Source organism: Aurantivibrio infirmus (genome assembly GCF_054767315.1).
Genome location: NZ_BAAFSK010000007.1, coordinates 117,972 through 144,501 on the forward strand (window position 1 = coordinate 117,972; position 26,530 = coordinate 144,501).

Sequence of the window (26,530 nt, forward strand, 5' to 3'; positions counted from 1 at the left end):
ACCGGCTGGGAGCGCTAGGTCAACCGGTGTTGCGGACTCCTGCTGCGATTCCTGCGATGGTTACCATTAGCGCCTTTTCGACATCACTATCGTCTGATTTACGGATGCGTTTAAGTAACTCTACTTGTAATAAATTCAGCGGATCAGTGTAAGTGTTTCTTAAAATTACCGACTCTTTCAGCCAAGGTAAGCCCTGCAATAAGCTTTGTTCGTTGGCGATAGATAGCACGACGTCAATGTCTTTTTTCAGTTGTGTCTGTAGTTCTTCACCTAGAGGTTTTAAGCGTTTTTCAACTAAATGGTTTTCATAATACAGTGCCAGTTGAGAATCAGCTTTCGCATAAACCATCTCTAACATACTGATGCGAGTTGAAAAGAATGGCCATTGTTGACACATGGTTTCGAGTTGTTGTTTTTGTCCTTCTTTAATGGCTTGCTCAAGTGCGAGGCCAGCGCCAAACCAAGCGGGAATCATAAGACGATTTTGCGACCAGGCAAATATCCAAGGAATAGCGCGAAGACTTTCTACGCCGCCGTCATTTTTTCGTTTAGCTGGTCGAGAACCCAGGGGCAATTTTGAAAGTTCGTTAATGGGTGTTGCTTGACGGAAGTAGGGGAGAAATTCTTCGTTCTGAAAAACCAGCGCACGATAAGCTTGCGCTGATGTTTTGGTGATTTTACTCATCAATGTTCGCCAGTCTTGGTTAGGTGTTGGAGGCGGTAATAGATTAGATTCCAACATGGCGCTGGTGTATAGGCCGAGACTAGTGACGGCTGCTTCGGGAACACCAAGCTTAAAGCGAATCATTTCCCCTTGTTCGGTAACTCGTAGCCCATTTTTGAGTGATCCCGGAGGTTGAGAAAGTAATGCTGCGTGGGCAGGAGCCCCACCTCTACCAATCGTTCCACCTCGGCCATGAAATAAGGTTAATTCGATACCCTCCTTCTCACAGACCGAAAGTAATTGCTCTTGTGCCTCGTATTGTGCCCAACCTGCTGCCATTACCCCTGCATCTTTAGCCGAATCTGAATAGCCAATCATCACCATTTGTCGATTGTTTATCGCCCGCTTATAGGGTTCGAGGCTGAATAACTTGTTCATTACCTCGGCGCAATTATTAAGATCATCCAACGTTTCGAAGAGAGGGGCGATAGGCATTTCGAAACGACAACCTGCTTCATTGAGAAGCAACCTGACCGCGAGTACATCGGAAGGCGCTTTCGCCATAGAGATTACGTAAGCGCCTAATGCATCCTCTGGTTGTTCCGCGATCATCGAGAATGTTGATAATACTTCGCTGACCGCTTCGCTGGGTTGCCATCGATGGGGAAACAGTGGACGCTTGCTATCTAACTCGGTGAGTAGGAAATTAATTTTTTCCTCCTCTGTCCATTGGCCATAGTCGCCAATGTCTAAATATTGAGTGAGCTCCTCGAAAACTTGCTTATGACGACTACTCTCTTGGCGAATATCCAGACCTAGTAAATACACGCCAAAACATTTTATTCGCCGCAATACATTTTTTAGATCGCCGTTGGCAATTATCTCCATGCCCGAATCGTTGAGGGAGCTAAAGCAAATATACAGCGGTTCCCATAATTGTTCGGCACTGGTTAAGATGGGCGACTCATCCGGTGTGTGGCCTTTTAATAAGTCATCGGTGTACTGCAAAGTATTTAGTAATAAGCTGCGAATATCCTTTAGGACGATGCGATAGGGCTCACGACCTTCACCTGCTAATTTTCGCAAAGCTGGTGAGCAGGTTGTCATGGAGAGTTCACTAATTAAATGATTGATATCCTCTAAAAATAAATCCGCAGCTTTCCAGCGTGCTAAGAGAATCACCTCGCGAGTAACGTTCGCCGTAACAAAAGGATTGCCATCTCTATCGCCGCCCATCCAAGAGGTGAATTTAACCGGTGAATATTCAATGGGGAGATCAAGACCCAATAACTCTTTAGCAGTAGACTCCAATTGATTGACGAAGCGCGGTACTGCTTCCCACAAAGAGTTCTCAATCACAGCGAAGCCCCACACGGCTTCATCAACAGGAGAGGGTTTTTCGGTGCGAATTTCGTCGGTATCCCACCACTGCGCAATGAGTTGCGCCAAGCGATTTTGAATTCGACTAATACGTTCGGGGTCGTTCTTACAGAGTTCTAGCTGTTGTAGGCTACGATAAATTCGATATTGTTTTTCGATTAGGGTTCTTCGCGTGACCTCGGTTGGGTGAGCTGTAAGCACGAGATCAATTCGTAAGTTGGAAAGTTCATCCGCGATGGAATTTTTATCAATACCATTTTTGACTAGGTTGTTGATTTGTGTTGAAACTGAACTGAGGATGTTGAGTTGCTGATTGTCTATACTGCGTGTGCTGTAAAATTGTTCTGAAATATTGGCTAGGTTTAGAAATTGATTAAAGGCGCGCGCGATAATTAACAAACGTTCCGGAGATAGGCCTTCCAGATAACTAAAAAGCTCATCCCGCTTGCTTGGTTCGCTTTCCCTAGAGGCTTTTGCTAGCAGGCGGATATGTTCTATTTCGTCAACTACGGATTTGCTCCCCGCATGCAACATGGTGTCGCCAAGGATTCTGCCAAGCATATCGACACAGGCTTTTAATTCTTGGTGGTTATCGATTTGCATAAACTTCTCCAGGTTTAAAAAATAGATCTACTACACTTGCATGATAATTGCTTCGCGTTACTTACTTTCGTCATGATTGTTCAATTCAAGGTTGATTCCGTAGGAAATGATAAGCAAAAAAGCGAATATTTGTAGACATAAAATGGGCATAGTAACTTGTTTTGATTAAGTTTTATCTCGGTATGTCAAAAAACAAAGCAAATCGCTTGCAAGCTTTGACAGTAAGCATGCTAAACCGCGATACTTCGCGGAACAAGATTGGGGCATAAGGCGCACAGTTGCGGAGCAAAGTATGAAGTGTGACATTTTAATCATTGGTGGCGAGGGGGATCTAGCCTACCGGAAACTTTATCCCGCACTTTATCATTTGGATTTAGCGGATACTTTGCACAATGAATGCCAAATAGTCGGTATTGCTCGGACTGAACTGAATAGGGAGTTGTTTTGCGATAAAGTAAAACGTCGCCTGTCACCCAGCGTTGGCGCAGAGTTGTTAAAAGAAGAGACTTGGCAGCGCTTTTCAGACCGGCTTCATTACTTTTCAGTTGATGCTACCTGCGCCGATCAGTACGAAGCGTTAAAACGTAATCTATTTAACGATGACGCTAAAGATCTAATTGTTTATCTGGCGACCCCGCCTTCGATTTTTGCTCCAATTTGCGAAGCACTTAAAGCAGTTGGCTTGGTGCGAAGCAATACTCGTATCGTGGTTGAAAAGCCGCTTGGTGATAACCGTCAAAGCTTTCTCGAAATCAATAACAGCCTCACTTCAATATTTAATGAAGAGCAAGTCTATCGAATCGATCATTATCTTGGTAAAGAAACTGTCCAAAATTTGTTAGCAATGCGTTTTGCCAATGCCTTATTCGAACCGCTTTGGAATACCAATTACATCGATCATGTACAAATTACCGTCGCAGAAACCGTCGGTGTGGAAGGGCGTTGGGAGTTTTATGACGAAGCCGGTGCTTTACGGGATATGGTACAGAACCATTTATTACAATTGTTGTGTTTGGTCGCGATGGAACCTCCTGCAAAATTAGATCCCACCGCAGTGCACGAAGAAAAATTGAAGGTATTAAAAAGTTTAAAACCGATGGTCGATAGCGAAGTAAATGAAAACTCCGTACGTGGCCTATACACTTCCGGCGCAGTTAATGGAGAGCCGGTGGTAGGTTATTGTGATGAAGAAGGCGCAAAGGCAGAAACAAATACTGAAACATTTGTTGCGTTAAAGGCAGAGATAAACAATTGGCGCTGGGCGGGGGTACCGTTTTATTTGCGTACCGGAAAACGCATGCCAAAACGTTTCTCCGAAATCGTTATTCAATTCAATGAAGTTCCCCACTCAATTTTTGGTGAAAAAATGACGGGCGGAATGCCCAATCAGTTAGTGATACGTTTGCAGCCAGAAGAAGGAATACGTTTACATTTGCTGAATAAGGTACCCGGTCTTGACGATACGATGCCCTTGCGTCCGGTCGTGTTAGATGTTGCATTGTCAGAGGCTTTTGTGAATCGACGAGTCCCCGATGCTTACGAACGTCTGCTCTATGACGTGATACGTTCAAACTCAACCTTGTTTATGCGAGCTGATCAAGTCGAGGCCGCCTGGGAGTGGGTAGACGGGATTATTGATGGCTGGCAAAAAAACAGCACCAAGGTCGTACCCTATACCGCCGGTAGTTGGGGGCCTTCCGCGAGTATTGCCTTAGTCGCAAAAGATGGTCGCAATTGGAATGAGTGAGTTTACTTGTAAATGACTTGGGATATTGTTGAATTCAAAAGTAACAATAAACTTGCTGATTCTTTAGCAGTAAAAATAGCGGCGCAACTTAAGCAAGCAGTAGAAAACAAAGGTGAAGCGACGCTTGCTTTGTCTGGAGGCTCAACTCCAAAAGCTTTGCTGCGTAGTTTATCGAAGCAAGAGTTGCCCTGGGATAAAATTACCGTCACCTTGGTTGATGAACGTTGGGTTGACGAACCGCACCCTGATTCGAATGCTGTACTGATCAAAGAATTTCTTATTCAAAATTTGGCAAAGAAAGCAAAATTCCTGCCGTTGAAAACAAATTCTGCAACACCGTTCCAAGCGGAGAAAGAAATCGACCAGCTGTTAAAGAAGCTGCCCTTTCCTTTAGATGTTGTGGTGTTAGGCATGGGAAACGATGGCCACACGGCTTCCTTTTTTCCCGCAGCCTCAAACTTAAAAAACGCATTAGATCTTGGCAATCAAATGTATTGTTGTGCAATTACACCGCCAAGCGCGCCACATGATCGTATGACCTTGACGCTATCTTACTTGTCAGCGGCAAATAAAATTTTTCTGCATATTGTTGGCTCAGAAAAGTGGGCAGTTCTGCAAAGCGCGATTAAGCTAGGTCCAATTGAAGAGCTGCCTATCAGGGCATTTTTACATGGTTCAAAAAACGTCTTCATTTATTACGCCGACGAGCTTAACTAATATGTTGATTCGGGTATTTATATTGAATGCAATTTCGCATTGATCAAAATTTTAAATTCTTTCGAGAGGGATGAGTAATGGGCCTTAATTCCACTGTGGAAGCAGTGACTGAAAAAATTCGTCGTCGAAGTCAGCCAACTCGCCAACGTTATTTAGCGAGAATGCAACGGACTCGAAACGAGTCGCCACCAAAGCAGCGTTTATCTTGCGGAAACTTGGCTCACGGTTTCGCCGCCTGCGGTGAAAGCGATAAGCAAAGTATTCGCTTAATGCAAAGTGCAAACTTGGGAATTATAACGGCCTATAACGATATGTTGTCAGCTCATCAACCTTTTGGTCGTTATCCCGAGCTTATTAAAAGCTTCGCTCGTGAAATGGGCTCCACCGCGCAAATAGCTGGTGGCGTTCCGGCAATGTGTGATGGTGTGACACAAGGCCAAGCGGGCATGGAAATGAGTTTATTTAGTCGTGATTTAATTGCGATGGCAACGGCGATGAGTTTGAGTCATAACTTATTCGACGGGATTTTATGTTTAGGGGTGTGCGATAAAATTGTTCCAGGTATGCTCATCGGCGCTTTGGAATTTGGTCATTTGCCTGCGGGTTTTATTGCGGCGGGGCCGATGCCTTCGGGAATTTCAAATCAAGAGAAAGCCAGTGTTAGACAAAAATACGCCGAAGGTAAAGCAGATAAAGATCAATTGCTAGCAGCCGAATCGGCGTCTTACCATTCCCCTGGCACCTGTACTTTTTATGGTACTGCAAACAGTAATCAAGTTATCGTCGAAATGTTAGGCGTGCAACTTCCCGGCGCTTCGTTTATCAACCCAGATGACCCCCTGCGAGATCCCCTGACAAAAGAAACTGTGCAACGAGTAATAAAAGCGGCAGACACCTCCCAAAATTTTGCACCGCTAACTAAAGTGATAACTGAAGAATCCATCGTCAATGCATTGGTTGGTTTGCTCGCGACTGGAGGTTCTACAAATCACACCTTGCATTTAATTGCTATTGCCAGCGCGGCTGGAATAAAGATCACTTGGCAGGATTTCGATACCTTGTCGAAATCTACACCTTTATTGGTTCGTGTGTATCCCAATGGGAACGGTGACGTAAATGATTTTCAGAAAGCCGGTGGCATGGCATTTCTAATGCGTGAATTACGAAGTGCCGGTTTGTTAAATGAAAACGTGACAAGTTTAATGGGGGAAGGCTTAGAGCATTGCGAATTTAAGCCAGAGCTAGCTGATGCTAGTAATGCAATAGTAAATCGCATAAAAAAAGTTGATGAATCGGGATCCCCTGACATTTTAAGAAGTGCGACAAATCCTTTTGATAAAGAAGGTGGTATACGACTGTTGCGCGGCAACTTGGGTGAAAGCGTGATTAAGATATCTGCCGTCAAGCCAGAACACAGAAAAATAGCAGCGCCTTGTATTATTTTTCACAGCCAAGAAGAACTTAAAGCTGATTTCGAAAAAGGTAAATTGGATAAAGACTTTGTGGCTGTGGTACGTTTTCAAGGCCCGATGGCTAATGGTATGCCTGAGTTGCATCAGCTAACGCCGTATTTGGGCGTGTTACAAGATCGCGGATTTAAAATTGCCTTAATAACTGACGGCAGAATGTCAGGCGCTTCTGGGAAAGTACCGTCGGCAATTCATTTATCGCCGGAGGCTTTAGATCGAGGCCCGATAGCTAAATTAAAAAACGGTGATCTAGTCGTGCTTGACGCGGATAAAGGCATGTTGAATGTTGAAGTTGATTCGCAAGTTTGGCAAACCAGAGAATGTGCAGAGTATCGTCAACGTAACGACACCTTAGGCAGGAATTTATTCGCGGGCTTTCGCGAACTTGTTGGCAACGCAAAAGATGGCGCTAGCGTATTGCGATAAGTAATTATTTTCAAATCACATATACCCATAAATAAGTATCATCGAGGAAGCGACAATTGGACAGTTTCACTGATTTGCTCACGCGCTTGAGAATTTTACCCGTGTTAACAGTAAATTCTGCGGAAGAAGCCATAAAGGTTTCTCAAGCGCTGCAATCCGGCGGTTTGCTAGGCGTTGAAATTACCTTAAGAACACCTGCTGCGGTTGACGCAATTCAGGCGGTAGTAGAAGCATTGCCGACTTTTACAGTAGCAGCGGGAACGATAGTAAACCCCTTAGATATGGAAGCTGTCGCAAAAGCAGGTGCTCGATTTGCAGTAAGTCCCGGAATGACAGATTTATTAATAGATAGTGCAAAAATTAATAATATCGATTTTTTACCGGGCGTTGCGACGCCTTCGGAAATTTTACAGGGTTTGGAAAAAGGTTTGCGGCATTTTAAATTGTTTCCAGCGGAAGCTGTCGGTGGCATACCGCTGTTAAAATCTTTAGCGTCACCGTTTGCGGGGGTAAAGTTTTGTCCTACCGGTGGCGTGAACCTGCATAACCTGCAGTCTTACCTTGATTTGCCAAATGTAATTTGCGTGGGCGGGTCTTGGATGGTACCGGGAGATCTTATTCGTGCTTCCCGTTGGGATGATATTGAAGCTTTAGCAAAAAAGTGCACTGGTTATCTTTAAACAGTAAAAATGCCAGCTTCATAAAGAGGCGGGCATTTTTCCAAAGATCTCGTGGCAAGTTTTATTAATCTGTATATTCAACTGCGAGAACGACTTTTTGCACACCAGAAGTGCGTCTTGCAATGTCTGATGCTTTTTCAGCTTCTGAACGCGGAACTAAACCCATCAAGTAAACAACACCGTTCTCAGTGACGACCTTCATTCGGTTCGCGCGGACTTCTTTGTTAAACGCGAATTTTGATTTGATCTTCGTGGTCAGCCACGCATCGTTGGTGTCACCCAAAAATGAAATGGGTGCTTGAATACTGAGTTCGTTGTGAACTTGGCGCACTTGTTCCATGTTTGAAACAGCCTTCGAAGCCATGTCTCGAAGTTCGTTATTTCTAACCTGCCCAGTTAATAAAATCACCCGGTTGTAGCTCGTCACGCTGATCGGCGCAGATTTTAAGTCGGGGTGAGTTTTGTCAATATTGACCGCCGCAATGGTTTCCAATTGAGAGTCATCTATTACGGTACCAAAGGTGCGTCGATTTGGGTCTAGATCGATCGGTTCACTGGTAGTGACGCCAACGACTTTTGCACATCCGTTAGCGAGCAAGCAGATAGTTGCCACTGACAATAAAGCGATAATTTTTTTCATAGTGTTTCCTGTGCTCCAAAAAGCTGAAAATCGATTAAATCGCAAAGACAAAAAATAGTTAATAAATGAACTTCGTGCGTATGGATATTAGATGGCGATGGTACGCGAAGTTCCATATCGTTGATATCCAGTAGGCGAGAAAATTCACCAACCTGGGTGCTGGTTAAAGCAATTACCGTCATTTCTCGATCGTGAGCCGCCGACACGGCTTGTACCAAGTTATTGCCATTGCCATCACTTGAGAGCAGCAATAATAAATCACCGGCTTGGCCGAGCGCGCGGATCTGTTTGGCAAAAACATCATTAAATGTCGTATCGGCAGAAATAGCGGTTAAGCAGGCTCCGTCAGCGGCAATGTTAAGCGCTGGTAGGCTGGGACGTTCGTGGCTTAAGCGATTCATCAAGTTAGAAACGAATACTTGGCCTAGAGCGGCGGAGGTGCCGTTACCAGCTACGAGAATTTTTTTCCCCTCGAGCAAGCGATTCACCATAAGCTGACTTGCATCGGCTATAAGCGGAGTAAGTACTTCCCCCGCCTGCATTTTGGTTTCAATACTTTGGTGAATGGTATCGATAATTCTTTGTTGCATAATAATCAGTACATCAAGTTAATAATTTCAAAGAGAGAAATTAGGAGAATAATTCGCGCTGGTAAGTTTTATTTAAGGATTCTATGCGGAACAATTTACGTTATACAGTTTGGCGTTGCCGTTTAGTTAATTGAACCGCGAATTAAAGACATGCCTATGCCGAAAATGCATTTCTGAGCCAATCAATAGTTAACTCATTTTTATTTCGATTCAAGTCCCCAATAATACTCACAACATCAAATCGACACACGACTTTTTCTGACAATTCTTTCGCAGCCAGATAATGTTGTGCAGCAGCGATAAGTTTTTGTTGTTTAGAGTAAGTAACGGTTTCCGCTGGGCTGCCAAAGGCGGAGTTTTTTCTAAGGCGGACTTCGACAAATACACAATGTTCTTGGTCTTGCATGATCAAGTCGAGTTCGCCCCGTTTACAACGGTAATTTTTTTCCAGTAATGTTAGGCCTTGACGAACTAAAAACGCTTGCGCTGCTAACTCACCTTTGTCGCCAATATTGAGATCTATCGCGGCGCCATTTTTTTTATTCGCAGTTGCTATGCCAAAAATTTTATTCCACATAAACTTCGGAAACGACCGAAGGCAATGGGATTGCTACGCCGTCAACAATTTGCGCCCATATTTGTTCCCTGGCAATTTTTCTGTCGAGGGCAAGACGCAGGGCGCCGGTGCTGCCGTAAAAACGAGTTCCTTCTACTTGCTCTAATTGTTTTAAACGAGGGTAAAGTCGATAAGCGTCGACACCCAGGGCGTACAATTTACCGTAGTCTGCATTGGGGTTGGCGTATTTTGCGATGGCGGTCTTTTCTGGGCTTTGGTTATCAAACACCCAGGGTATGGTATTAAAACGAATGCCGTTTAAGTCGCGATTTGTTCGACTGTTGGTTTCGCCAGAATAAATTTTACTGGTGGAATAAATAGGAATGTCGCCGGCATTTTGTAAATTCATCATCGGTTTTAATTGAATTGCATCTTTTGGTTCTGCATACATAAAGACAAAATCCACATCCTGGCGGCGGCGGGCTTCAAATTCTACTTGGGTGCCAAACAAGCGCGACAGTTGTTGCGCGCGGTCTTCGCTGTCATCAACGAGTAAAGAGCCCTTAATAACGTCGGGATAATCGGTTTGGTCGGCAAAATAACTTTGCGCAACGATGACGCCACCCAGTTCCTGCCATTTTTTCGCAAAGGCGAGCGCATGTTTTTCGCCAACTTCTGTTTGCGGAATCAGTACCATTGCGTAGCGATGGCCTTCAATCCAAGCCCGTTCAGCAACTTGTCGAGCTTCGTCTTCAAAAGCTAAGGTGTATTGGAATAAATTTTCCGGATAGCCAAATTGTTGATCAGTGTAATTTAATGCGAGTGTCGTCACCGGTAAATCAGGACGGAAACTCAGCTCATCAACAGCGCTAGGTACCAAAGGACCGACTACCATGTCCGCGCCATCGGCGACAGCTAAATCATAAATGGTGTTGACGTCTTGCTGATAAGTATCGAAGACACGAATCTCGGGGGTTTGGCTGCCGCGCTTCTTGGCTTGGTAGTAGGCTGCGAAAAAGCCATCACGTACTGCCTTGCCTGATCGTTCCAAACCGCCACTTAGGGGAAGTAGCAAAGCAACTTGTCTTGGTTGTTCCGCTACCAACTGTCTCAGTAGTTGTAAATCACTCGGTAGGTGTAATGCGGCTGGATGAGTCGGCCATTCTGAAGTCCAGCGATCAATATTGGCTTGTTGTTGTTCGATATCCGCTTCATCATTTTTGCTCGCGGCGGCCAGACTATACCAACCTTTTAGGATAAGGTCGGTTTCCTCGTCGCTGAGACGCCTTAATTCTGTGTCAGGAATAGACTTTAAGCTTTGCCATATGGCGTCTTGGTTTGCGGCCCGTTCTTCATCACTGAATAAAAGAGAATTTAACGAAATACGTTCGCTGACACTATTAGTTGATTCACCTAAAACCGCGAATAACTCCGCACGCCTTTGTCTTAGTATCTGCCCAAACTCGACTGGGAGAACATCCCACTGTTGTTCTATCCGCGGGTTGGTTAGAATGCGCTGCGCTAAGAAATACGCGTTATCGTCGAGCGCTAATCGACTGAATAGCAAGGTATAGGCGACAAAATCGTCATTGAATAAAATTCCAGCATCGATTGATGCAAGTAGGTTTCTGGCCCAGTCATCTTCGTTCAAACTTGCCAAAATTTGCGCCGCTTCGAGATAGAAGGCATCGCGTTCGGGAGAATCACTACTCTGGGCCTGTGACAGGAGTTCACGTACTTTTTCGGTAGTAGCGCGGTCTACGACGGGCTGATCGCCATCGCTACCTTGAGTCGAGGTCTCACAAGCAGATAAAAATAAGCTGAGTAAAACAATACTGCCGATAAGTCTCATATAAGGTGTAAAACAAATTAATCGACAGTAATCGGCGCTAAAAATACTCAACATACGGCAATTCTCGTACAAACAATTCAATGCTGTTTAGGCATTTCACCAAACGTTAAAACGTTGGCAAATATTGATGAAAAATCAAGGTGTTACAGGGCATAACGCGGTACTTTACGTGGTTGCGACGCCTATTGGTAATCGGGGCGATATGGTACCCCGAGCAGTAGAAACTCTACAACAGGTAGACCTGATCGCTGCTGAGGATACGCGCCATAGTAAGCCATTGCTGGAGGCTTTTCACATTTCCACGCCTATGCTCGCTTACCATGATCACAATGAAACCCAAATCACAGAATCGCTCATTGCCAAGCTCATCGCAGGGCAAAATATTGCGTTAATTTCTGACGCTGGTACGCCTTTAGTGTCTGATCCAGGCTATCGTTTGGTTCGTGCTGCACACCAGGCCAACATTCGCGTCGTACCGATCCCTGGTGCTAGCGCTATGGTTGCTGCGCTTTCTGCAGCCGGTCTACCCTCAGACAAGTTTATTTTCGAAGGGTTTCTCCCGGCTAAATCAACGCAGCGGCGTAAACGTTTTGCTGAACTAAAAAAAGAACCTCGCACTTTATTATTTTATGAAGCTCCACATCGGCTGATCGCGTTCTTAGAAGATCTACAGACTGAAATTGGCGGTGATAGAGAGTTGGTGATGGCCCGAGAAATCACTAAGACCTTCGAAACCATTAAGGCAGGGAGCGTAAGCTCGATTCTAGAATTTATTAAAAACGATGCAAATCAATGCAAGGGCGAAATTGTATTGTTACTGCACGGATACGATGTCCCGGTTAGGCAAGTTATCGATCTTGAAATTGAACGAATGATGAGAATTTTGTTGAAAGAATTATCACTTAAACAAGCGTCCAATCTTGTTGCCGAAATAACCGGCGTTAATAAAAAAATCCTTTATCAATGGGGTGTTGATAATAAAGACTAGCTGAACTTTTAATGTAAAAGAGAGGATAACAATGACTTTACGTTTAGAAAATAAAGTAGCCGTGATAACCGGTGGAACCAGTGGTATTGGCGCAGCAACTGCCGAGGTATTTGCTAAAGAGGGCTGCAAGGTGGTTATTGCGGGACGTTCAGTTGAAAAAGGAGAGGCGCTGGCAAAACAACTAGGCAATAACGTCGTTTATAAAAGAGCTGATGTCATGATTGAAGATGATATCAAGGCTGTTATTGATTTTGCCGTTTCGCATTTCGGTAAACTCGATATTTTGTTTAACAATGCAGGTGGTTCAACTCAAGGCGGTTTAGACACCGTTACTCAAGACGATTTTACATACGGCATGCAATTACTGTTAGGCAGTGTTGTGCTGGGCATGAAACACGCTATTCCGCATTTGAAAAATAATGGCGGCGGTTCGATTATCAATAATGCAAGTGTAGCGGCAATTCGCTATGGCCAAGGTGGGACTATTTATTCGGCTGCGAAAGCGGGTGTTACGCATTACACGAAACTAGCTGGTGTCGAGTTGGGCCAATTTAATATTCGTGTTAATTGTATTTCTCCTGGTGCTATCGCAACGCCAATTTTTTGGGGCGGATCAGCACGCGCGAATACCTTAAGTGAAAAAGAGAACGCAGAAAAAATGGCAAAGTTAGAGTCGAATCTAGCCAAAGCCACACCACTTCCTAGTTCTGGAGTGGCGAATGATATTGCCTATGGCGCCTTGTACCTCGCGAGTGACGAAGGGCGTTTTGTAAATTCACATGACTTGGTTGTGGATGGCGGTAGGACCTCAATGTTTTATGAAAAAAGTTAAAATTTAAATATATAAATTGAAGGTTTTTCAGTTTATAAAACAATAAAAATTTGATGAGATAATAAAAAATAAAATTTCCTGCCCATGAATCATCCTTGACGTTGACAAAGCTTTGTGGGGAGAAAATAGATAATCCTGACCTTTTAAGTTTCAATGAAATAACGAGGTTCACGGAACAGCAAGTGTTTTTCGAATTACAGAAAGTTTAGATCAAAAGAATATTTTTGCGGACGTAGATCTCATTGATAGCGAGCTGGGACCGTGTTCTGATCCCGTATCAGGTTTGGCTAAACTCATTATTGCGACTCACCTTAGTTTTTTGGGAGGTGTGTGGCCCCAGCGATGGCTTAGGATCGCAGGCCGCTTATCGCGATATCGCGAAAGCTACGCAAGAGCAGTTTGGTGGAAGAGTGAGTTATGAAAGGGCAGCTGGTTTTGTTATATCGCTCACAGCTTTAGCCCCGTTTAATTCGGGCCAACAGGTAACTTTGAGTATAATGGGCGACCCAGGTAAGAGCCTGTATCAAAATATATTGGAGCAATACGGATTCGACCCTGAAGACGATGAGTTAGAGGAAGCGGCTTGTAGAGCGCCAACTAATGTTTAAGTCTAATAGACTTCACGTAACCCGGAGAGTGTATTTGTGAAATTTAAAACACTGTCTTTTATTGTAATGCTGGCTATTGTAGGGATATCGACAAAGTTTCTTTTATTCCCCATTGAGTACCCTGCTCGAGTATCGGCCAGTGATGAGGACTTAGCTATACCCGTTGAAATTGGTGAGTACGATCAGCTTCAAGATATTCCTATTCAGAGAGAAGAACGGAATGTAACTTCAAATGACTTGTCTGACTCAAAAGAGGATAGGGTTTTTGAGCAGTGGACAGCAATGGTGGCGATGCGAGATGACATTGTGCGCCGTGGTGGTAGTGGTGTCAGTGTTTTTACAGCAGAGGAATCAGCCTTAGTTTCAAATTGGCGAGAGAGAACTGGGCAGTTCGTCGAAGTGGCTGATCCTTTGGCTTCAGATTACGAGGCTTATGATATCAAAACACTTGCTAACATGGGCCAGCAAGGGGACTTGAAGGCCTTAGATATTTTAATAAAAAAAGCACGCATTAATTCTAACTCTGATACGTCGGTATATTTTTTACGTCGGCAGGCGGTTGTTGCTGGTTCGATACCTGAGCTTTTTCAATTGGGGTCGCAGCATTTAAGAAACGCTCAAGAAGCAAAGCTCCTTGGTGATGATGAAACGCTGCGCGAGGAGCTTATCGAAGGGTTGGCTTACGCCCACGTGCGGATCGCTCGTGGTGAAAGTGATGCTGGAATGGAGATCGCTAGGACGATTCAAAAATATAATATTGAAAAAAATAGTGAGCTTCTTGACCAGGCGAAACGACGTGGGCGCAAACTTTATGAAGAGTTCGCTGCTTTGCGCCGTGAAAAAGGCTGGAATGAATTCGATAACAGTGTTCCAGAGCCTGTGCGGCGAATGCATGCGAACAATATTTGTAAAAATGAGCGAGCCTGTGTGAATGCAATGTTGAATAATTAATAGCAAACGGTGCAGACTTTAGCTCTGCGCATTTTTCAATTCCTCAATAGTATTGATGTTAATAAAATAATTTTCCCAGTTTTTTTTCTGAATACCAGAACTACCCCCATTAAATTCGCTATCACTTAATTTTAACGTTGAGTGTGGGCGGGATTTTATAAATCCTTGGATGCTGTAGCTACCTGCTTCAATATATTTTTTTAGTGGTTTGACGATACTTGGTGACCACAACGAAAATAAGGGTTGGATTTGTTGGTTGTGAAGTACGCTGCAGATTTCTGCCTTTGGTTCGACGTGTAACTGCGCCCGTAAACGAGCGACGATATCCTCTGGGAAAAAAGGGCAGTCGCCCGGGAAGCTCATTAGCCAATCGTAAGTGATATTGTTTTGATTTAGCCAGTCCAGCGTTGAATAAATTCCTAAGAGCGGGGTCGCGGCGATATTGGGTTTATCTCTAATAATATCGATCTGAAAGTCTGAAAAAATGTCGGGATCACTATTACTGTTTAATAAAAATTTATCTAGTTGTGGAGATGCCGTATCGGCGATGTAGCTTAAGATGGCTTTGTCATTTATTTTCAGTAGGGTTTTTTCGCAGCCACCCATACGTAGGCCTTTACCGCCTGCTATCACTACACCAACTATTGAGTCGCTCACTGTGATACTTCCAGTTCAAATTAATTTAGCGCTAATGCTAGCGACTATGACGGTTTATCGCAACAAGGCTGGTGTTGCTGAGGGGGTACCTGTGAGGGAGTGGTTTTATAAAATTAGAGTTGGAATTGAAAACTTAATTGCGCGCTACACGATCCATCGTCGTCATGAAGCGGTGACGAGTCCTGGCCGAATTTTGCGGCTTCGATTTCCATCCAGCGATCTTCGTAATCTCTATTTTGATCAATCGCGTTGATCAAAGCATTAAACCATTCAATTCGCACACTCATCGTATTACTGCTGTTGGAAAGCAAGTCATTCGGTAAAAGTGAATCATTTAAGCCCAAGATGTTTAGGTTGGTTGAGCCGAAACTACTAAACTGAATGTACTGTGTGGTATGGATTAATTCGTGATGCCATAAGCCTTGGTCGCTTTGATTACCCTGACGAGTAATAACGGTTTTTTCTCGCGCTAAGGCATGGAAGCCATCTCCAACCAAACTGTTATCGGTTGCCGTTAGGATGCCATTTTTCAGTTTAAAATCTTTCGCTTTTCCACTCACCGCCGCTGAGAGAGCACCAAAAGCATCGAAAGCATTGATCGAAAAATTAAATTTATTTTCGGAGTAGGGGGCGAAAGGTGTTGCCCATCTTACTTCCATTGGGCCTACGCCGTAACGAAGATGAGATAAAGGGTGATGACCTAAGGTTACGTTCTCGGTGACACTGGAAGCTAGATAAGCCGTTGCCAGGCCTCGGCTTTCATCACCGTTACCAATCATTTCTCGCGATTTGTAAAAAAGATAACCTGCTCCGGCACCATAAGTTAAGCTCTCTCGCAGATCTTCCCAACTATTTAATTTGCCATTGATAGACCGAAACAGGGTGGTGAATAATGCATTACCGATAATGTTTTTACGTTTTATTTCTTTTTTACAGCCGTCTGCAATGGTAGACATTGAGGCGATAGACAACACAAGGGCAATAAGGTAAGAGAAAGCCCTTGGACGAATAGATTTACTCGTTAATACAGTCATCGCCCTTCCATAGCTCTAGCAAATAAGGTGATAAGAAGCTAATAATTTAGTCTTATCTAAAGGTATAGACGGAGAGGCAAGAAAAAACGAGAATTTGTGAAAGAATTAACAAAAAAGTTTTTTTAATAACGCTGAGGAGAGAGGGTTAAAAATTTCGCGACTGAAAGTAATAATAACAGGGCGTGTTTATAGATACGAAAATTTATATTCAATTTCAAATGGCGGCGATTGTCGTTGATAATAAAATTAAAAAATATATATAAAAATTAGGTGACAAAAAAACCGCAGACTATGCTGCGGTTTTTTTGTTGTGTAAACAAAAGCCAAAAAAATGACATTACTTCTGTTTAACGTCGTACCCCATAACGGCTTTGATTTCTAAGAACTCGTCAAAACCATGAGCCCCCCATTCGCGACCATTTCCTGATTGCTTGTAACCACCGAAAGGCGCATTGATATCTGTTGGTGCACCGTTGATGTGAACCATACCGGTTCTCATTTTAGAAGCGACCCGGCGGGCGCGATCTAGATCACCAGATTGAACATATCCAGATAAACCATAAATGCTATCGTTAGCGATCGCGATTGCGTCTGCTTCATCTTTGTAAGGGATGATTGATAACACGGGACCAAATACTTCTTCTTGTGCGATTGTGTCACTGTTTTTTACGTTCGCAAAGATAGTTGGTTTGCTATAAAAGCCGACATCAAGACCTTCTGGTTTTCCAACACCACCAATGACACATTCACTGCCTTCATCAATAGCTTGCTGAATAAGTTTTTGCACAGTAGTCCATTGCTTTTTGTTCGCTTGAGGTCCAATCGTTGTTGCAGGATCGTCAGGCGCGCCGACAACAATTTTTTCAGTCACTGCTTTAGCCAATTCAACAATTTCGTCGTGCTTGTCTGCTGGTACTAATAAGCGAGTTGGTGCATTACAGGATTGCCCTGTGTTGCCGAAGCAGCCCATCACACTGATTTTTACCGCACGTTGCAAATCCGCATCGTCTAAGAGGATGTTTGCAGATTTACCGCCAAGCTCAAGCGAAACGCGTTTGATTGTATCAGCCGCATATTTCGCAACCTGCGTACCCGCATAGGTAGAGCCCGTTAATGAGACCATGTCGACGTCTTCATGAGTCGATAGCCATTCGCCCACTTGTGGACCCGCACCATTGACCAAGTTGAAAACGCCTGGCGGATAACCTGCAGCATCAATCATCTCTGCTAATAAATAGGCATCTAGAGGTGCCACTTGGCTGGGTTTTAGAACAATGGTGCAACCCGTCGCAAGGGCTGGCGCGACTTTACACATGATCTGGTTGATCGGCCAATTCCAGGGTGTAATAAATCCACACACACCGATGGGTTCTTTAAAGACGTGAGTTGTGCCTAGGTCTTCTTCGAATTCATAGGTCTTTAAGATTTCTGCAGCAGTAGCGATATGACCTAAGCCCGTTGCTGCTTGCGCTTTTTGTGACAACATATTGGGTGCACCCATTTCAAGGGTGATGGCTTCCGCCATGTCGTTGTAACGCTCTTTATAAACTTCCGCTAACTTAGTTAGCAAGGCTAAACGTTCTTCACGAGTCGTTTGAGAAAAGCTTGGGAAGGCAGCCTTCGCCGCCGCTACTGCATTGTTAACATCCGCCACACTGGCCATAGAAATGACAGCAACAGCTTCTTCAGTGGCAGGATTGATGACTTCAATTTGACGTGGCTCGATAGGGTCGACCCATTCGCCGTTAATATAAAACTGGGTTGCTTGTTTCACGATGTGCTCCAGATTGTTGTATGAAAAGATTAAAGAAATAAGTTAATTCTTTAGTAAAAGATGTCGATAATTTCGATTGATCGCGTATATCACTCAGCCATCAAAAATGGTTTATAGGTGTCCCTGAAATGACTCGGTTTGGAATCTTGAATTCAAAGGCTACGATAAGGTGTTGAGTTCAGGAATGGTAATTGTTGCACTGAGAAGTAACACTATTCAGGTCATCACTCGTTACATTAGGCCCTTAAAGGTGAAAAATGAACGTGACTGATTGGTTGCGCCTTCCAGGTTTAGCAAAAATCCCAACAAATCTCAGCCGGCTAAGGTACCGGTAGCGCCTGGGTTTTGTCAATTGGCTTAGCTTAACTTACCGAACTAGATTGTGGGATGAGCTTGATTGCGCGTGTTTTCTCGGATTACTTATCTCCACTCAGCAATGTTAATTCGGGTATAGAGGCCCCGGTCAACATCGCTGCATAGACTTACAAAATTTTATAAACACGAATGGTCACGAAACCGGGTTCTTTGGGATTGACAGCAATAGAGCTGACAAACAAGGATTTGTTGAGCCAGTCATATTTGCCTGTTGGCGCGGTAAATTTAGGTATTGCGCGCACAACCCTGCCAGTGCTGGTAGCGGAACCGACTAAGCCACTATTGACGACATTAATGATTACGTCGTCATCGGTTTTTACCATGTAGATGGCTTTTATCTCGATAACACCGTCGTCGCGGATCAATTGATAATCTGCACCGCCAGGAATAACGGTGCCGTTGATCTTAGATCCTGTCACGGTACCGCCGGTAATGGGAATTGCTTGGCGGGTACCACCAACACCTGGACCGTTAATCAATCTCCCGTCAATTTTAGCTTTGATCTCAAAAGCAAATTCAGTAGTGATATTTTCTTCGGTCGTTGTCATGGAGGCGTCCGATACTGGTTGTGCGGAAAGAAGTGAGCTGAATAAAAAACTACTTAAGCAAACAAACAATAAAAAGGAACATTTTCTCGATGAGTTTGATCGGGCGCGTAAATGGTATTTTTTATTCATTGTTATTATCCGTTTCTCTTAATGAGTGTTTTAAAATTTAGCTACCCGAAAAAAAATCAGTAAGATAGACAAACTTTAAAATTGTGATTTAGGAATTTTTACGACAAGGCCATCAAGCTCTTTACTCACTTTTATTTGGCAAGACAGTCTGCTGTTTGGAGAAGGATCGATAACCATTTCCAGTAAATCTTTTTCAAACTCTCCAGGTTCACCCACTTTGTTTGCCCATGCATCATCAACGTAGACATGGCAGGTGGCGCAGGTGCAGGATCCGCCGCATTCTGCCAAAATGCCGTCTATCATATTATCGATAGCGCCTTCCATGACGGTATTGCCTTCGGGTACATCGACGTCATACTGTCCGCCATCGGTAGTAATGTAAGTAATTTGTGGCATAAGCTCCTCTAAATTTCTACTGTGCTTTCTATAAATTCGGCGCTTAATACAATCCGTTAAGATAACCAGATTGGTAATTTCGCTTGAGATTAATTCATGATAAAGCTGAAAAAAATTCACGCAATAATAGGTGTTTGTGAAATGATTAGCAAATTCAAAAGACGAAAATGGAACTACAAATGACTTTGGATTCTAAAGACGATTGCATCTCGAACGAGCAAGGAGAGCGAGATGTAAGTTGGATGCAAAAAGCCTTGGTACTCGCCGAAAAAGCCGGACGACAAGGAGAGGTTCCTGTCGGCGCTTTGATTGTTGACGCTAACAACAAGCTAGTGAGTGAAGGTTGGAATCAACCAATTACTTGTGTTGATCCTACTCATCACGCTGAAATATCTGCGATTCGAAATGCGGCAAAAAAAATCGGCAATTACCGCTTGGTCGACTGCACGATGTATGTGACCGTCGAACCTTGTTCAATGTGCGTTGGTGCGATCATCCATAGCAGGATCGCGCGCTTGGTCATCGCTACACCGGAACCCAAAGCAGGGTGTGTTGTAAGTCAAATTAAATTATTGGACGCGGAATGGTTTAATCATCGTGTGGCGTATCAAGTAGGCGTTTGCGCCGAGCGGGCAGGTCAATTAATGTCAGATTTTTTTAGTCGGCGACGACAGGATAAAAAGAAAAAAACAAAACCCTAATTTAACTTTGCCGATAAGGTTTGCGGGAATAGGGCTTGTAGTAATGGGGTTTGTAGTAATAGGGCTTAGAGCGATAGCGAATTGTTCTTTTTCTCTTTGTCGGGAGACGAAACCGCTCTAAATTCGGCGTCAGAATTATTGGACGCGAAGCGTCGTTCTTTGGTGCTGTGCTGCCAGCTTAAAATATTATAAAACTGACGAATATTTTGTACGTAAGCGACGGGTTCCCAGCCACGAGCGTAGCCGTGTTTGGTTTTTTCAAAATACTTACGTTGCGCTAACAAGGGTAAATGGTTTTTCACATCGATCCATTTATCCGGATCGCCACCGTGCTTTTCCGTGAGTATTCGAGCGTCTTCCAAATGTCCCATGCCGATATTGTATGCGGCTAACGCCATCCACGTCCTATCGGCGCCTTGAACGCCATCGGGGATGCGATCAAAAATACTTCTGAAATATCGAGCTCCGCCAGAAATACTTTGTTCTGGATCGATTCGGTTTTTAATGCCTAAATCTTTCGCAGTTGCCTGAGTCAGCATCATCAAGCCACGCACGCCAGTTTTTGATTTTGCTTTCCAATTCCAATGAGACTCTTGGTAACTAATTGCCGCTAATAAGCGCCAATCGATATTGTTTTCTTTACCGGCGGTTTGTAAAAAAGCTTCCCACTTGGGTAAGCGGCTTTCAATCCTATCCGCGAATAATAATGCACCACCAAAATCAACTTGCGCCACATTGCCGTAATAGCGATCACGAATTTTTTGCAGACCACCGTCTGCTTCCATTCGCGTGAGAAAGTCTTGCGCCGCATCATATAAGCTAGAATCTGACTGCTTAGGAAATGCCCAAGCGAGCTCTCTGCCGGAAGATACGTCAAAGGCGACTTTTGCGTAGGGGTAGGTACTTTTATTTATTTCGAAGGCGTTTGAATTCACGATTGCATAATCGATTTCGCCACTGTGAACCTTTGCGATTAAATCAATCATTTCGAGATCGTTGCGTTCGCGCCAGCGCAGATTCGGAAACTCGTTTTTTAATTCACGTAAACGTTCAGATTGAGCGCTGTTTGCAATCACTAAAATGTTTGCGTCACTTTCTAAGTCGTTGATTGATTTTGGTTGTTCGCTACCATGGCGATAAAGTAATTGCTGCGTAACATCAAGATAACCGCGGCTAAATCGAACTTTAGATTTGCGCATATCGGTGATTGTTAATCCGGACGTGGCGATCAGGCCTTCGGGCGTGCCAACGGAATCTATCAGTACACCGAGATTGCTTTGTTCGTTAATCACGAGGTCAACGCCGAGCTCTTTTGCAAATTCTTTAGCGAGGCTGTATTCAAACCCTGTTAAACCGTGGGGACCTTCGTAGTAAGTCGTCGGGCCATTGCGAGAAATGACGGGTAAGAAACCTTGTGTTTGGATTTTTTCAAGCAGAGTAGGAGGGCGGCTGCTAACCAAAGAGAAACAAGCAATGGGCAATAAAAAAGCGAAAAAGGCGAGTTTGCAACGCTTAAGGATCAGGGCGTTGCGATAGCGATTGCTATACAGCTTCATACGACCTGTGGTCAAAAATGAAAATTGTGGATACCTCATTTGGCCTTCCCTGCCAGTGCGGATTTTTCTCGCTCGTGGACAAATTTTCTGAGTTGGCCAAGTACGCCATCAATCATATAAATTGAATCAAGCTGCATAAGAGATCGTCGCATTTTGAGTTGCGTAATTTTAAAGATTAATAGTTTGATGGGCTAGCTTGTTTTCACTTCCTAACTGTAGTAATCATGAGCAATTCGGCTGTATTTTATACATTTTTTACCTGTAAATTCAGTGGCTTAGTGCAATAAGCTGAGCTCAGCTATTAAGGAAACTATATCCATCGATATTCGTTATTTATCTATGAAATAGTACGTAAATACCGCAAATAAGGGTTTTTATTGCCGCTTTCAGGCATTTCTTGAAACATTAAGTTCCCAATAAGCTTGTCTACCACCGAGGGTGGTTCTAAAAAATTCCAATAAAACCATGGAATATGCTTCAGCCTGTACTGGCAACAAGCTTGCTATCCAGTACAATGCCGACTCCTGCGGAAGCACCCTTGCTGGCAATTTCTTTGTCTCGATTGATATTGCGTCCGTTGACGGCTTGCTGATAGTTTCAGTTGTTTTCTGTCGGCAGCTATTGAGTCTCATCCCGAATCTTGAGGTAAACAATTCCTATGCTGACCCTGCATGGCGCTCCAGCACTTTCTGAATTTCGCTGTCAAAAACTTTTGCAATCCGTACAAGCCTTAGATAAATCGATAATAGGTTTGAGCGCGAACTACGTGCATTTTATTTTTTATCACGGTAGTGAACCAACAGCTGAACAGCTGAGTATTTTGCAAAAATTATTAGAGTACGGACCGCAACAGCAAGCGCAAACCCAACCTGCAAATTCACAATCTCAAGACATGCTCGTCGTTGTTCCTCGAGCGGGAACAATATCACCTTGGGCTTCGAAAGCGACGGACATTGCTCACAATGTTGGTTTGACCGATGTCGCGAGGATTGAACGTGGTATTCAATACACAGTCTATGGCAGCGATACAACAATCGCTAATGTTTCTGGGTTGCTACATGATCGAATGGTCGAGAACGTCTACAGCGATTGTGAGCAAGTCAGCGTTCTATTTAAGAACGAAGCACCGAGCCCCGCATCTGCGATTAATATTCTTGAGCAAGGTAAGCAGGCTTTGATTGATGCAAATAATTCTCTCGGCTTAGCCTTGGCTGATGATGAAATTGATTATTTGCTAGAAAGTTATCAAGGCTTAAACCGCAACCCGATTGATGTAGAACTAATGATGTTTGCGCAAGCAAACTCCGAACATTGCCGACATAAAATTTTTAATGCCAGCTGGACAATTGATGGCGAAGAGCAAAGCCAATCGCTGTTCCAAATGATTAAAAACACCAACGTCTTGGGCGGTGATAATGTCTTGTCTGCTTATGCGGATAACGCCGCTGTCGTTACGGGTAATATCGCGGGGCGTTTTTATCCAGACCCGGAGACTAAAACCTATCGCTATCAGCAAGAACCTATTCACTTATTAATGAAAGTGGAAACCCATAATCACCCAACCGCAATAGCCCCCTTTTCTGGGTCGGGTACCGGCGCAGGTGGAGAGATTCGTGACGAAGGTGCGGTGGGGCGCGGTTCGAAACCAAAAGTTGGCTTAACCGGTTTTACAGTTTCTAATTTACAAATTCCAAACTTTCACCAACCCTGGGAACAGGATTACGGCAAGCCTAACCGTATCGTTAGCGCTCTCGATATTATGTTAGAGGGTCCGATCGGTGGCGCTGCTTTTAACAATGAATTTGGTCGTCCCAATATCTGTGGATATTTCCGTACTTTCGAAGAAACCTTTAACGGTGAACGTCGCGGTTATCACAAACCCATCATGTTGGCTGGTGGTTACGGAAATATAAAAACTGATCATGTCGACAAACCAGAATTCGCGGCGGGTACTCAATTGATTGTTTTGGGTGGCCCAGCAATGTTAATTGGTTTGGGTGGTGGCGCGGCATCGTCGATGGCTTCCGGTTCATCGACCGAAGATTTAGATTTCGCGTCTGTGCAAAGACAGAACCCAGAGATGGAAAGACGCTGCCAAGAAGTAATCGATCAGTGTTGGCAATTAGACAACCAAAATCCTATTGCTTTTATTCATGATGTCGGTGCTGGTGGTTTATCGAATGCATTTCCAGAGTTAGTAAAAGATGGTGGTTGCGGCGGCAAGTTTCAGTTACGCAAAGTGCCCAACGACGAACCGGGAATGAGTCCTTTGGAAATTTGGTGTAACGAGTCGCAAGAGCGTTATGTTTTAGCGGTAAGAAATGAAGACCTCGCGCAATTCCAATCGATTTGTGAGCGTGAACGTTGCCCCTATGCGGTTATCGGCGAGTCAACTGAAGAAAAACAAATCGTCGTTGAAGATTCAGAATTTAATAACGCGCCGATTGATTTACCGATGTCAGTTTTATTTGGCAAGCCACCAAAAATGCATCGTGAAGCTCGGCGCTCTTATGGAGTGTCTAGCGAATTTTCCGGTAGTGATATTTCTGTTGCCGACGCTGTTGAGCGCGTGTTGCGACATCCCAGTGTCGCGAGTAAAAAGTTTTTGATTACCATCGGTGATCGTTTTGTTGGTGGCCAAGTTGTTCGTGATCAAATGGTAGGCCCGTGGCAAGTACCGGTTGCTGATGCAGCGGTAACAACCGTTGCTTACGATTCTTATCACGGTGAAGCCATGGCGATGGGAGAGCGAACGCCTTTAGCCTTACTCAACGCACCGGCCTCAGGTCGAATGGCTGTTGGGGAGGCAATTACCAATATTGCTGGCGTTTCAATTGCTCAATTAAGCGATATTAAGTTATCCGCAAACTGGATGTGTGCCGCCGGTTGTGACGGAGAAGATGAAAAACTGTATCGAACTGTTGAAGCAATCGGTATGGAATTGTGTCCGCAATTAGGAATCACTATTCCGGTTGGTAAAGATTCAATGTCAATGCGTACTGCTTGGCAGTCAGAAAGCGATGAAGACAAAGCGGTGACGGCACCGATGTCGGTGGTTATTTCTGCTTTTGCGCCAGTTGTTGATGTGAGACGCACGCTAACTCCACAATTGAGAGCGGATCGTGGTGAAACAAGTTTGCTTTTTGTCGATTTGGCAAACTCAAACAAACGAATGGGGGGCTCCATTCTGGTGCTAGTGTATAACCAACTTGGTGAAACAACGCCGGACCTTGAAGATGCCGAACAACTAAAAAGTTTTTTTAGCGCAATGCAACAATGTTTGAACGAGGCCGCTGTCATCGCTTATCACGATCGCTCCGATGGCGGGTTATTTACAACTGTGGCTGAAATGGCTTTTGCGGGTCGATGTGGCTTCAATATCGAACTGGATTCATTACTACAGGGCGCGACTTCGAATGACGACCTGCTCGCGACGCTCTTCAGTGAAGAGCTCGGCTGTGTTTTGCAGGTTGAAAACGAAAAATTACAGAGTGTTAAAAATATTTTTGCAGATTTTGGTTTGGTAAAAAATATTCATACCCTTGGTTCCGTTATTGCCGACCAAAGTTTAACGTTTAAATTTAAGGAGCAAATTGTCTACGCGAATAGTCGCCCACAACTGGAAACAATGTGGAGCGAAACGAGCTATCGCATGCAGTCCCTGCGAGACAACCCCGAATCAGCGCAGCAAGAATTTGAAAGTATTGTTGCTGATGACCCAGGCTTAAGCGTTTCGTTAAACTTCGATATTCACGAAGCAGAAAATCAAAGTGCGCCATATATTAGTAAGGGTACAAAACCCAAAGTTGCTATTTTGCGTGAACAGGGTGTTAACAGTCACGTTGAGATGGCAGCCTGTTTCGATCGTGCTGGATTTTCTTCCATCGACGTTCATATGAGTGACTTGTTGAGTGGCCGTTATAGTTTAAACGATGTTACTGGCCTGGTTGCTTGCGGTGGTTTTTCCTATGGTGATGTTTTGGGAGCGGGAGAGGGCTGGGCAAAAACTATCTTATTCAACGAGAAGTTGCGCGAGCAGTTTCAAGATTTTTTTCATCGCGATGACAGTTTTAGCTTGGGTGTATGTAATGGTTGCCAGATGATGTCGACTTTAAAAGAACTCATTCCAGGGGCAGATTTGTGGCCTCGATTTGTAAAAAATAAGTCAGAGCAATTCGAATCGCGTTTTAGTTTGGTAAAAATTCAACAATCTCCCTCTTTGTTTTTATCATCCATGGCGGGCTCCCATCTTCCAGTAGCGGTTGCGCACGGGGAAGGGCGTGCAGAGTTTTCCAGTGAAGAAAGTTTACAACGCTGCGATACAAGCGGGTTGGTCGCGATGCGCTATGTCGATAACTTGATTGAAAATACCGAACGATACCCAGCCAACCCAAATGGATCACCAAAAGGTATTACCGGGCTTAGTTCGGCGGACGGACGCGCGACAATCATGATGCCGCATCCAGAACGTGTATTTCGCGCAGTTAATAATTCTTGGCATCCTGATGAATGGCTAGAAGATGGTCCCTGGATGAAGATGTTTAGGAGCGTCCGAAATTCTATTGATTAATTATTTTCGATCTTTATCTTACATGTTTAATAATTAGAGACCGTCAGTTGACTTAACATTTATTGTGCACAGACAGGGATAAGAACA

The 26,530-nt window shown here is 44.1% G+C and carries 22 protein-coding genes; 10 read left to right on the plus strand and 12 right to left on the minus strand.

What is annotated here, in order from left to right; translation table 11 throughout:
- Nucleotides 1-19: 19 nt before the first annotated feature.
- Nucleotides 20-2,647, minus strand: coding sequence for a phosphoenolpyruvate carboxylase (gene ppc / locus ACYUCY_RS15800; protein ID WP_460227490.1), 2,628 nt, complete (start codon nt 2,645-2,647; stop codon nt 20-22).
- A 292-nt stretch (nt 2,648-2,939) separates the two neighbouring features.
- On the opposite strand from ppc, the gene zwf reads away from it, so the two are divergent.
- The 4 genes from zwf to eda all read left to right on the plus strand — a co-directional run bounded on the left by zwf (nt 2,940) and on the right by eda (nt 7,686).
- The gene (gene zwf / locus ACYUCY_RS15805; RefSeq protein ID WP_460227491.1) at nt 2,940-4,394 is read left to right on the plus strand and encodes a glucose-6-phosphate dehydrogenase; all 1,455 of its coding nucleotides are present in this window, start codon (nt 2,940-2,942) and stop codon (nt 4,392-4,394) included.
- A 12-nt stretch (nt 4,395-4,406) separates the two neighbouring features.
- Entirely contained in the window at nt 4,407-5,111 is a 705-nt protein-coding gene (pgl, locus tag ACYUCY_RS15810; RefSeq protein WP_460227492.1) for a 6-phosphogluconolactonase, read from the plus strand.
- Nucleotides 5,112-5,188: 77 nt separating this feature from the next.
- Complete coding sequence (gene edd / locus ACYUCY_RS15815) at nt 5,189-7,006, plus strand: phosphogluconate dehydratase (protein ID WP_460227493.1); 1,818 nt, start codon at nt 5,189-5,191, stop codon at nt 7,004-7,006.
- Between the two features lie 56 nt (nt 7,007-7,062).
- Nucleotides 7,063-7,686 carry a bifunctional 4-hydroxy-2-oxoglutarate aldolase/2-dehydro-3-deoxy-phosphogluconate aldolase gene (gene eda, locus ACYUCY_RS15820; protein ID WP_460227494.1) on the plus strand — a complete coding sequence of 208 codons (624 nt, stop codon included), beginning with the start codon at nt 7,063-7,065 and terminating at the stop codon, nt 7,684-7,686.
- 64 nt (nt 7,687-7,750) lie between these two features.
- On the opposite strand, the gene ACYUCY_RS15825 is transcribed toward eda, so the two are convergent.
- The 4 genes from ACYUCY_RS15825 to ACYUCY_RS15840 all read right to left on the minus strand — a co-directional run bounded on the left by ACYUCY_RS15825 (nt 7,751) and on the right by ACYUCY_RS15840 (nt 11,378).
- Entirely contained in the window at nt 7,751-8,326 is a 576-nt protein-coding gene (locus ACYUCY_RS15825; RefSeq protein WP_460227495.1) for a BON domain-containing protein, read from the minus strand.
- Nucleotides 8,323-8,916: an SIS domain-containing protein gene (locus tag ACYUCY_RS15830; protein ID WP_460227496.1), complete on the minus strand. Its 594-nt coding sequence runs from the start codon at nt 8,914-8,916 to the stop codon at nt 8,323-8,325. The genes ACYUCY_RS15825 and ACYUCY_RS15830 overlap by 4 nt, the downstream gene beginning before the upstream one ends.
- 154 nt (nt 8,917-9,070) lie before the next feature.
- A complete protein-coding gene (locus tag ACYUCY_RS15835) occupies nt 9,071-9,493 on the minus strand; it encodes a YraN family protein (RefSeq protein WP_460227497.1) in 423 nt (140 codons plus the stop codon).
- Entirely contained in the window at nt 9,483-11,378 is a 1,896-nt protein-coding gene (locus ACYUCY_RS15840; RefSeq protein WP_460227498.1) for a penicillin-binding protein activator, read from the minus strand. Before ACYUCY_RS15840 ends, ACYUCY_RS15835 begins: the two co-directional genes overlap by 11 nt.
- Nucleotides 11,379-11,451: 73 nt before the next feature.
- Here ACYUCY_RS15840 and rsmI point away from each other — a divergent pair, with 73 nt between their 5' ends.
- The 4 genes from rsmI to ACYUCY_RS15860 all read left to right on the plus strand — a co-directional run bounded on the left by rsmI (nt 11,452) and on the right by ACYUCY_RS15860 (nt 14,703).
- A complete protein-coding gene (gene rsmI, locus ACYUCY_RS15845; RefSeq protein WP_460227499.1) occupies nt 11,452-12,312 on the plus strand; it encodes a 16S rRNA (cytidine(1402)-2'-O)-methyltransferase in 861 nt (286 codons plus the stop codon).
- A 31-nt stretch (nt 12,313-12,343) separates the two neighbouring features.
- Nucleotides 12,344-13,144, plus strand: coding sequence for an SDR family NAD(P)-dependent oxidoreductase (locus ACYUCY_RS15850; protein WP_460227500.1), 801 nt, complete (start codon nt 12,344-12,346; stop codon nt 13,142-13,144).
- A 299-nt stretch (nt 13,145-13,443) separates the two neighbouring features.
- Nucleotides 13,444-13,752, plus strand: a complete 309-nt coding sequence (locus ACYUCY_RS15855; protein ID WP_460227501.1) for a hypothetical protein — start codon at nt 13,444-13,446, stop codon at nt 13,750-13,752.
- 36 nt (nt 13,753-13,788) lie between these two features.
- Complete coding sequence (locus ACYUCY_RS15860; protein WP_460227502.1) at nt 13,789-14,703, plus strand: hypothetical protein; 915 nt, start codon at nt 13,789-13,791, stop codon at nt 14,701-14,703.
- Nucleotides 14,704-14,721: 18 nt separating this feature from the next.
- Here ACYUCY_RS15860 and mobA read toward each other — a convergent pair whose 3' ends face one another.
- The 5 genes from mobA to ACYUCY_RS15885 form a co-directional block, all read right to left on the minus strand.
- Nucleotides 14,722-15,360 carry a molybdenum cofactor guanylyltransferase gene (gene mobA, locus ACYUCY_RS15865; RefSeq protein ID WP_460227503.1) on the minus strand — a complete coding sequence of 213 codons (639 nt, stop codon included), beginning with the start codon at nt 15,358-15,360 and terminating at the stop codon, nt 14,722-14,724.
- 113 nt (nt 15,361-15,473) lie between these two features.
- The gene (locus ACYUCY_RS15870) at nt 15,474-16,394 is read right to left on the minus strand and encodes a hypothetical protein (RefSeq protein ID WP_460227504.1); all 921 of its coding nucleotides are present in this window, start codon (nt 16,392-16,394) and stop codon (nt 15,474-15,476) included.
- Between the two features lie 337 nt (nt 16,395-16,731).
- The gene (locus ACYUCY_RS15875) at nt 16,732-18,168 is read right to left on the minus strand and encodes an aldehyde dehydrogenase family protein (RefSeq protein WP_460227505.1); all 1,437 of its coding nucleotides are present in this window, start codon (nt 18,166-18,168) and stop codon (nt 16,732-16,734) included.
- A 482-nt stretch (nt 18,169-18,650) separates the two neighbouring features.
- A complete protein-coding gene (locus ACYUCY_RS15880; RefSeq protein WP_460227506.1) occupies nt 18,651-19,091 on the minus strand; it encodes a DUF3237 domain-containing protein in 441 nt (146 codons plus the stop codon).
- A 204-nt stretch (nt 19,092-19,295) separates the two neighbouring features.
- On the minus strand, nt 19,296-19,616 hold the full coding sequence (locus ACYUCY_RS15885) for a 2Fe-2S iron-sulfur cluster-binding protein (protein ID WP_460227507.1): 321 nt from the start codon (nt 19,614-19,616) through the stop codon (nt 19,296-19,298).
- 179 nt (nt 19,617-19,795) lie between these two features.
- On the opposite strand from ACYUCY_RS15885, the gene tadA reads away from it, so the two are divergent.
- Nucleotides 19,796-20,317, plus strand: coding sequence for a tRNA adenosine(34) deaminase TadA (gene tadA, locus ACYUCY_RS15890; protein WP_460227508.1), 522 nt, complete (start codon nt 19,796-19,798; stop codon nt 20,315-20,317).
- A gap of 65 nt (nt 20,318-20,382) precedes the next feature.
- On the opposite strand, the gene mltF is transcribed toward tadA, so the two are convergent.
- Nucleotides 20,383-21,912: a membrane-bound lytic murein transglycosylase MltF gene (mltF, locus tag ACYUCY_RS15895; protein WP_460227509.1), complete on the minus strand. Its 1,530-nt coding sequence runs from the start codon at nt 21,910-21,912 to the stop codon at nt 20,383-20,385.
- A gap of 347 nt (nt 21,913-22,259) precedes the next feature.
- Nucleotides 22,260-22,505 carry a hypothetical protein gene (locus ACYUCY_RS15900; protein ID WP_460227510.1) on the minus strand — a complete coding sequence of 82 codons (246 nt, stop codon included), beginning with the start codon at nt 22,503-22,505 and terminating at the stop codon, nt 22,260-22,262.
- Between the two features lie 26 nt (nt 22,506-22,531).
- On the opposite strand from ACYUCY_RS15900, the gene purL reads away from it, so the two are divergent.
- Nucleotides 22,532-26,443, plus strand: coding sequence for a phosphoribosylformylglycinamidine synthase (gene purL / locus ACYUCY_RS15905; RefSeq protein ID WP_460227511.1), 3,912 nt, complete (start codon nt 22,532-22,534; stop codon nt 26,441-26,443).
- Nucleotides 26,444-26,530 lie beyond the last annotated feature (87 nt).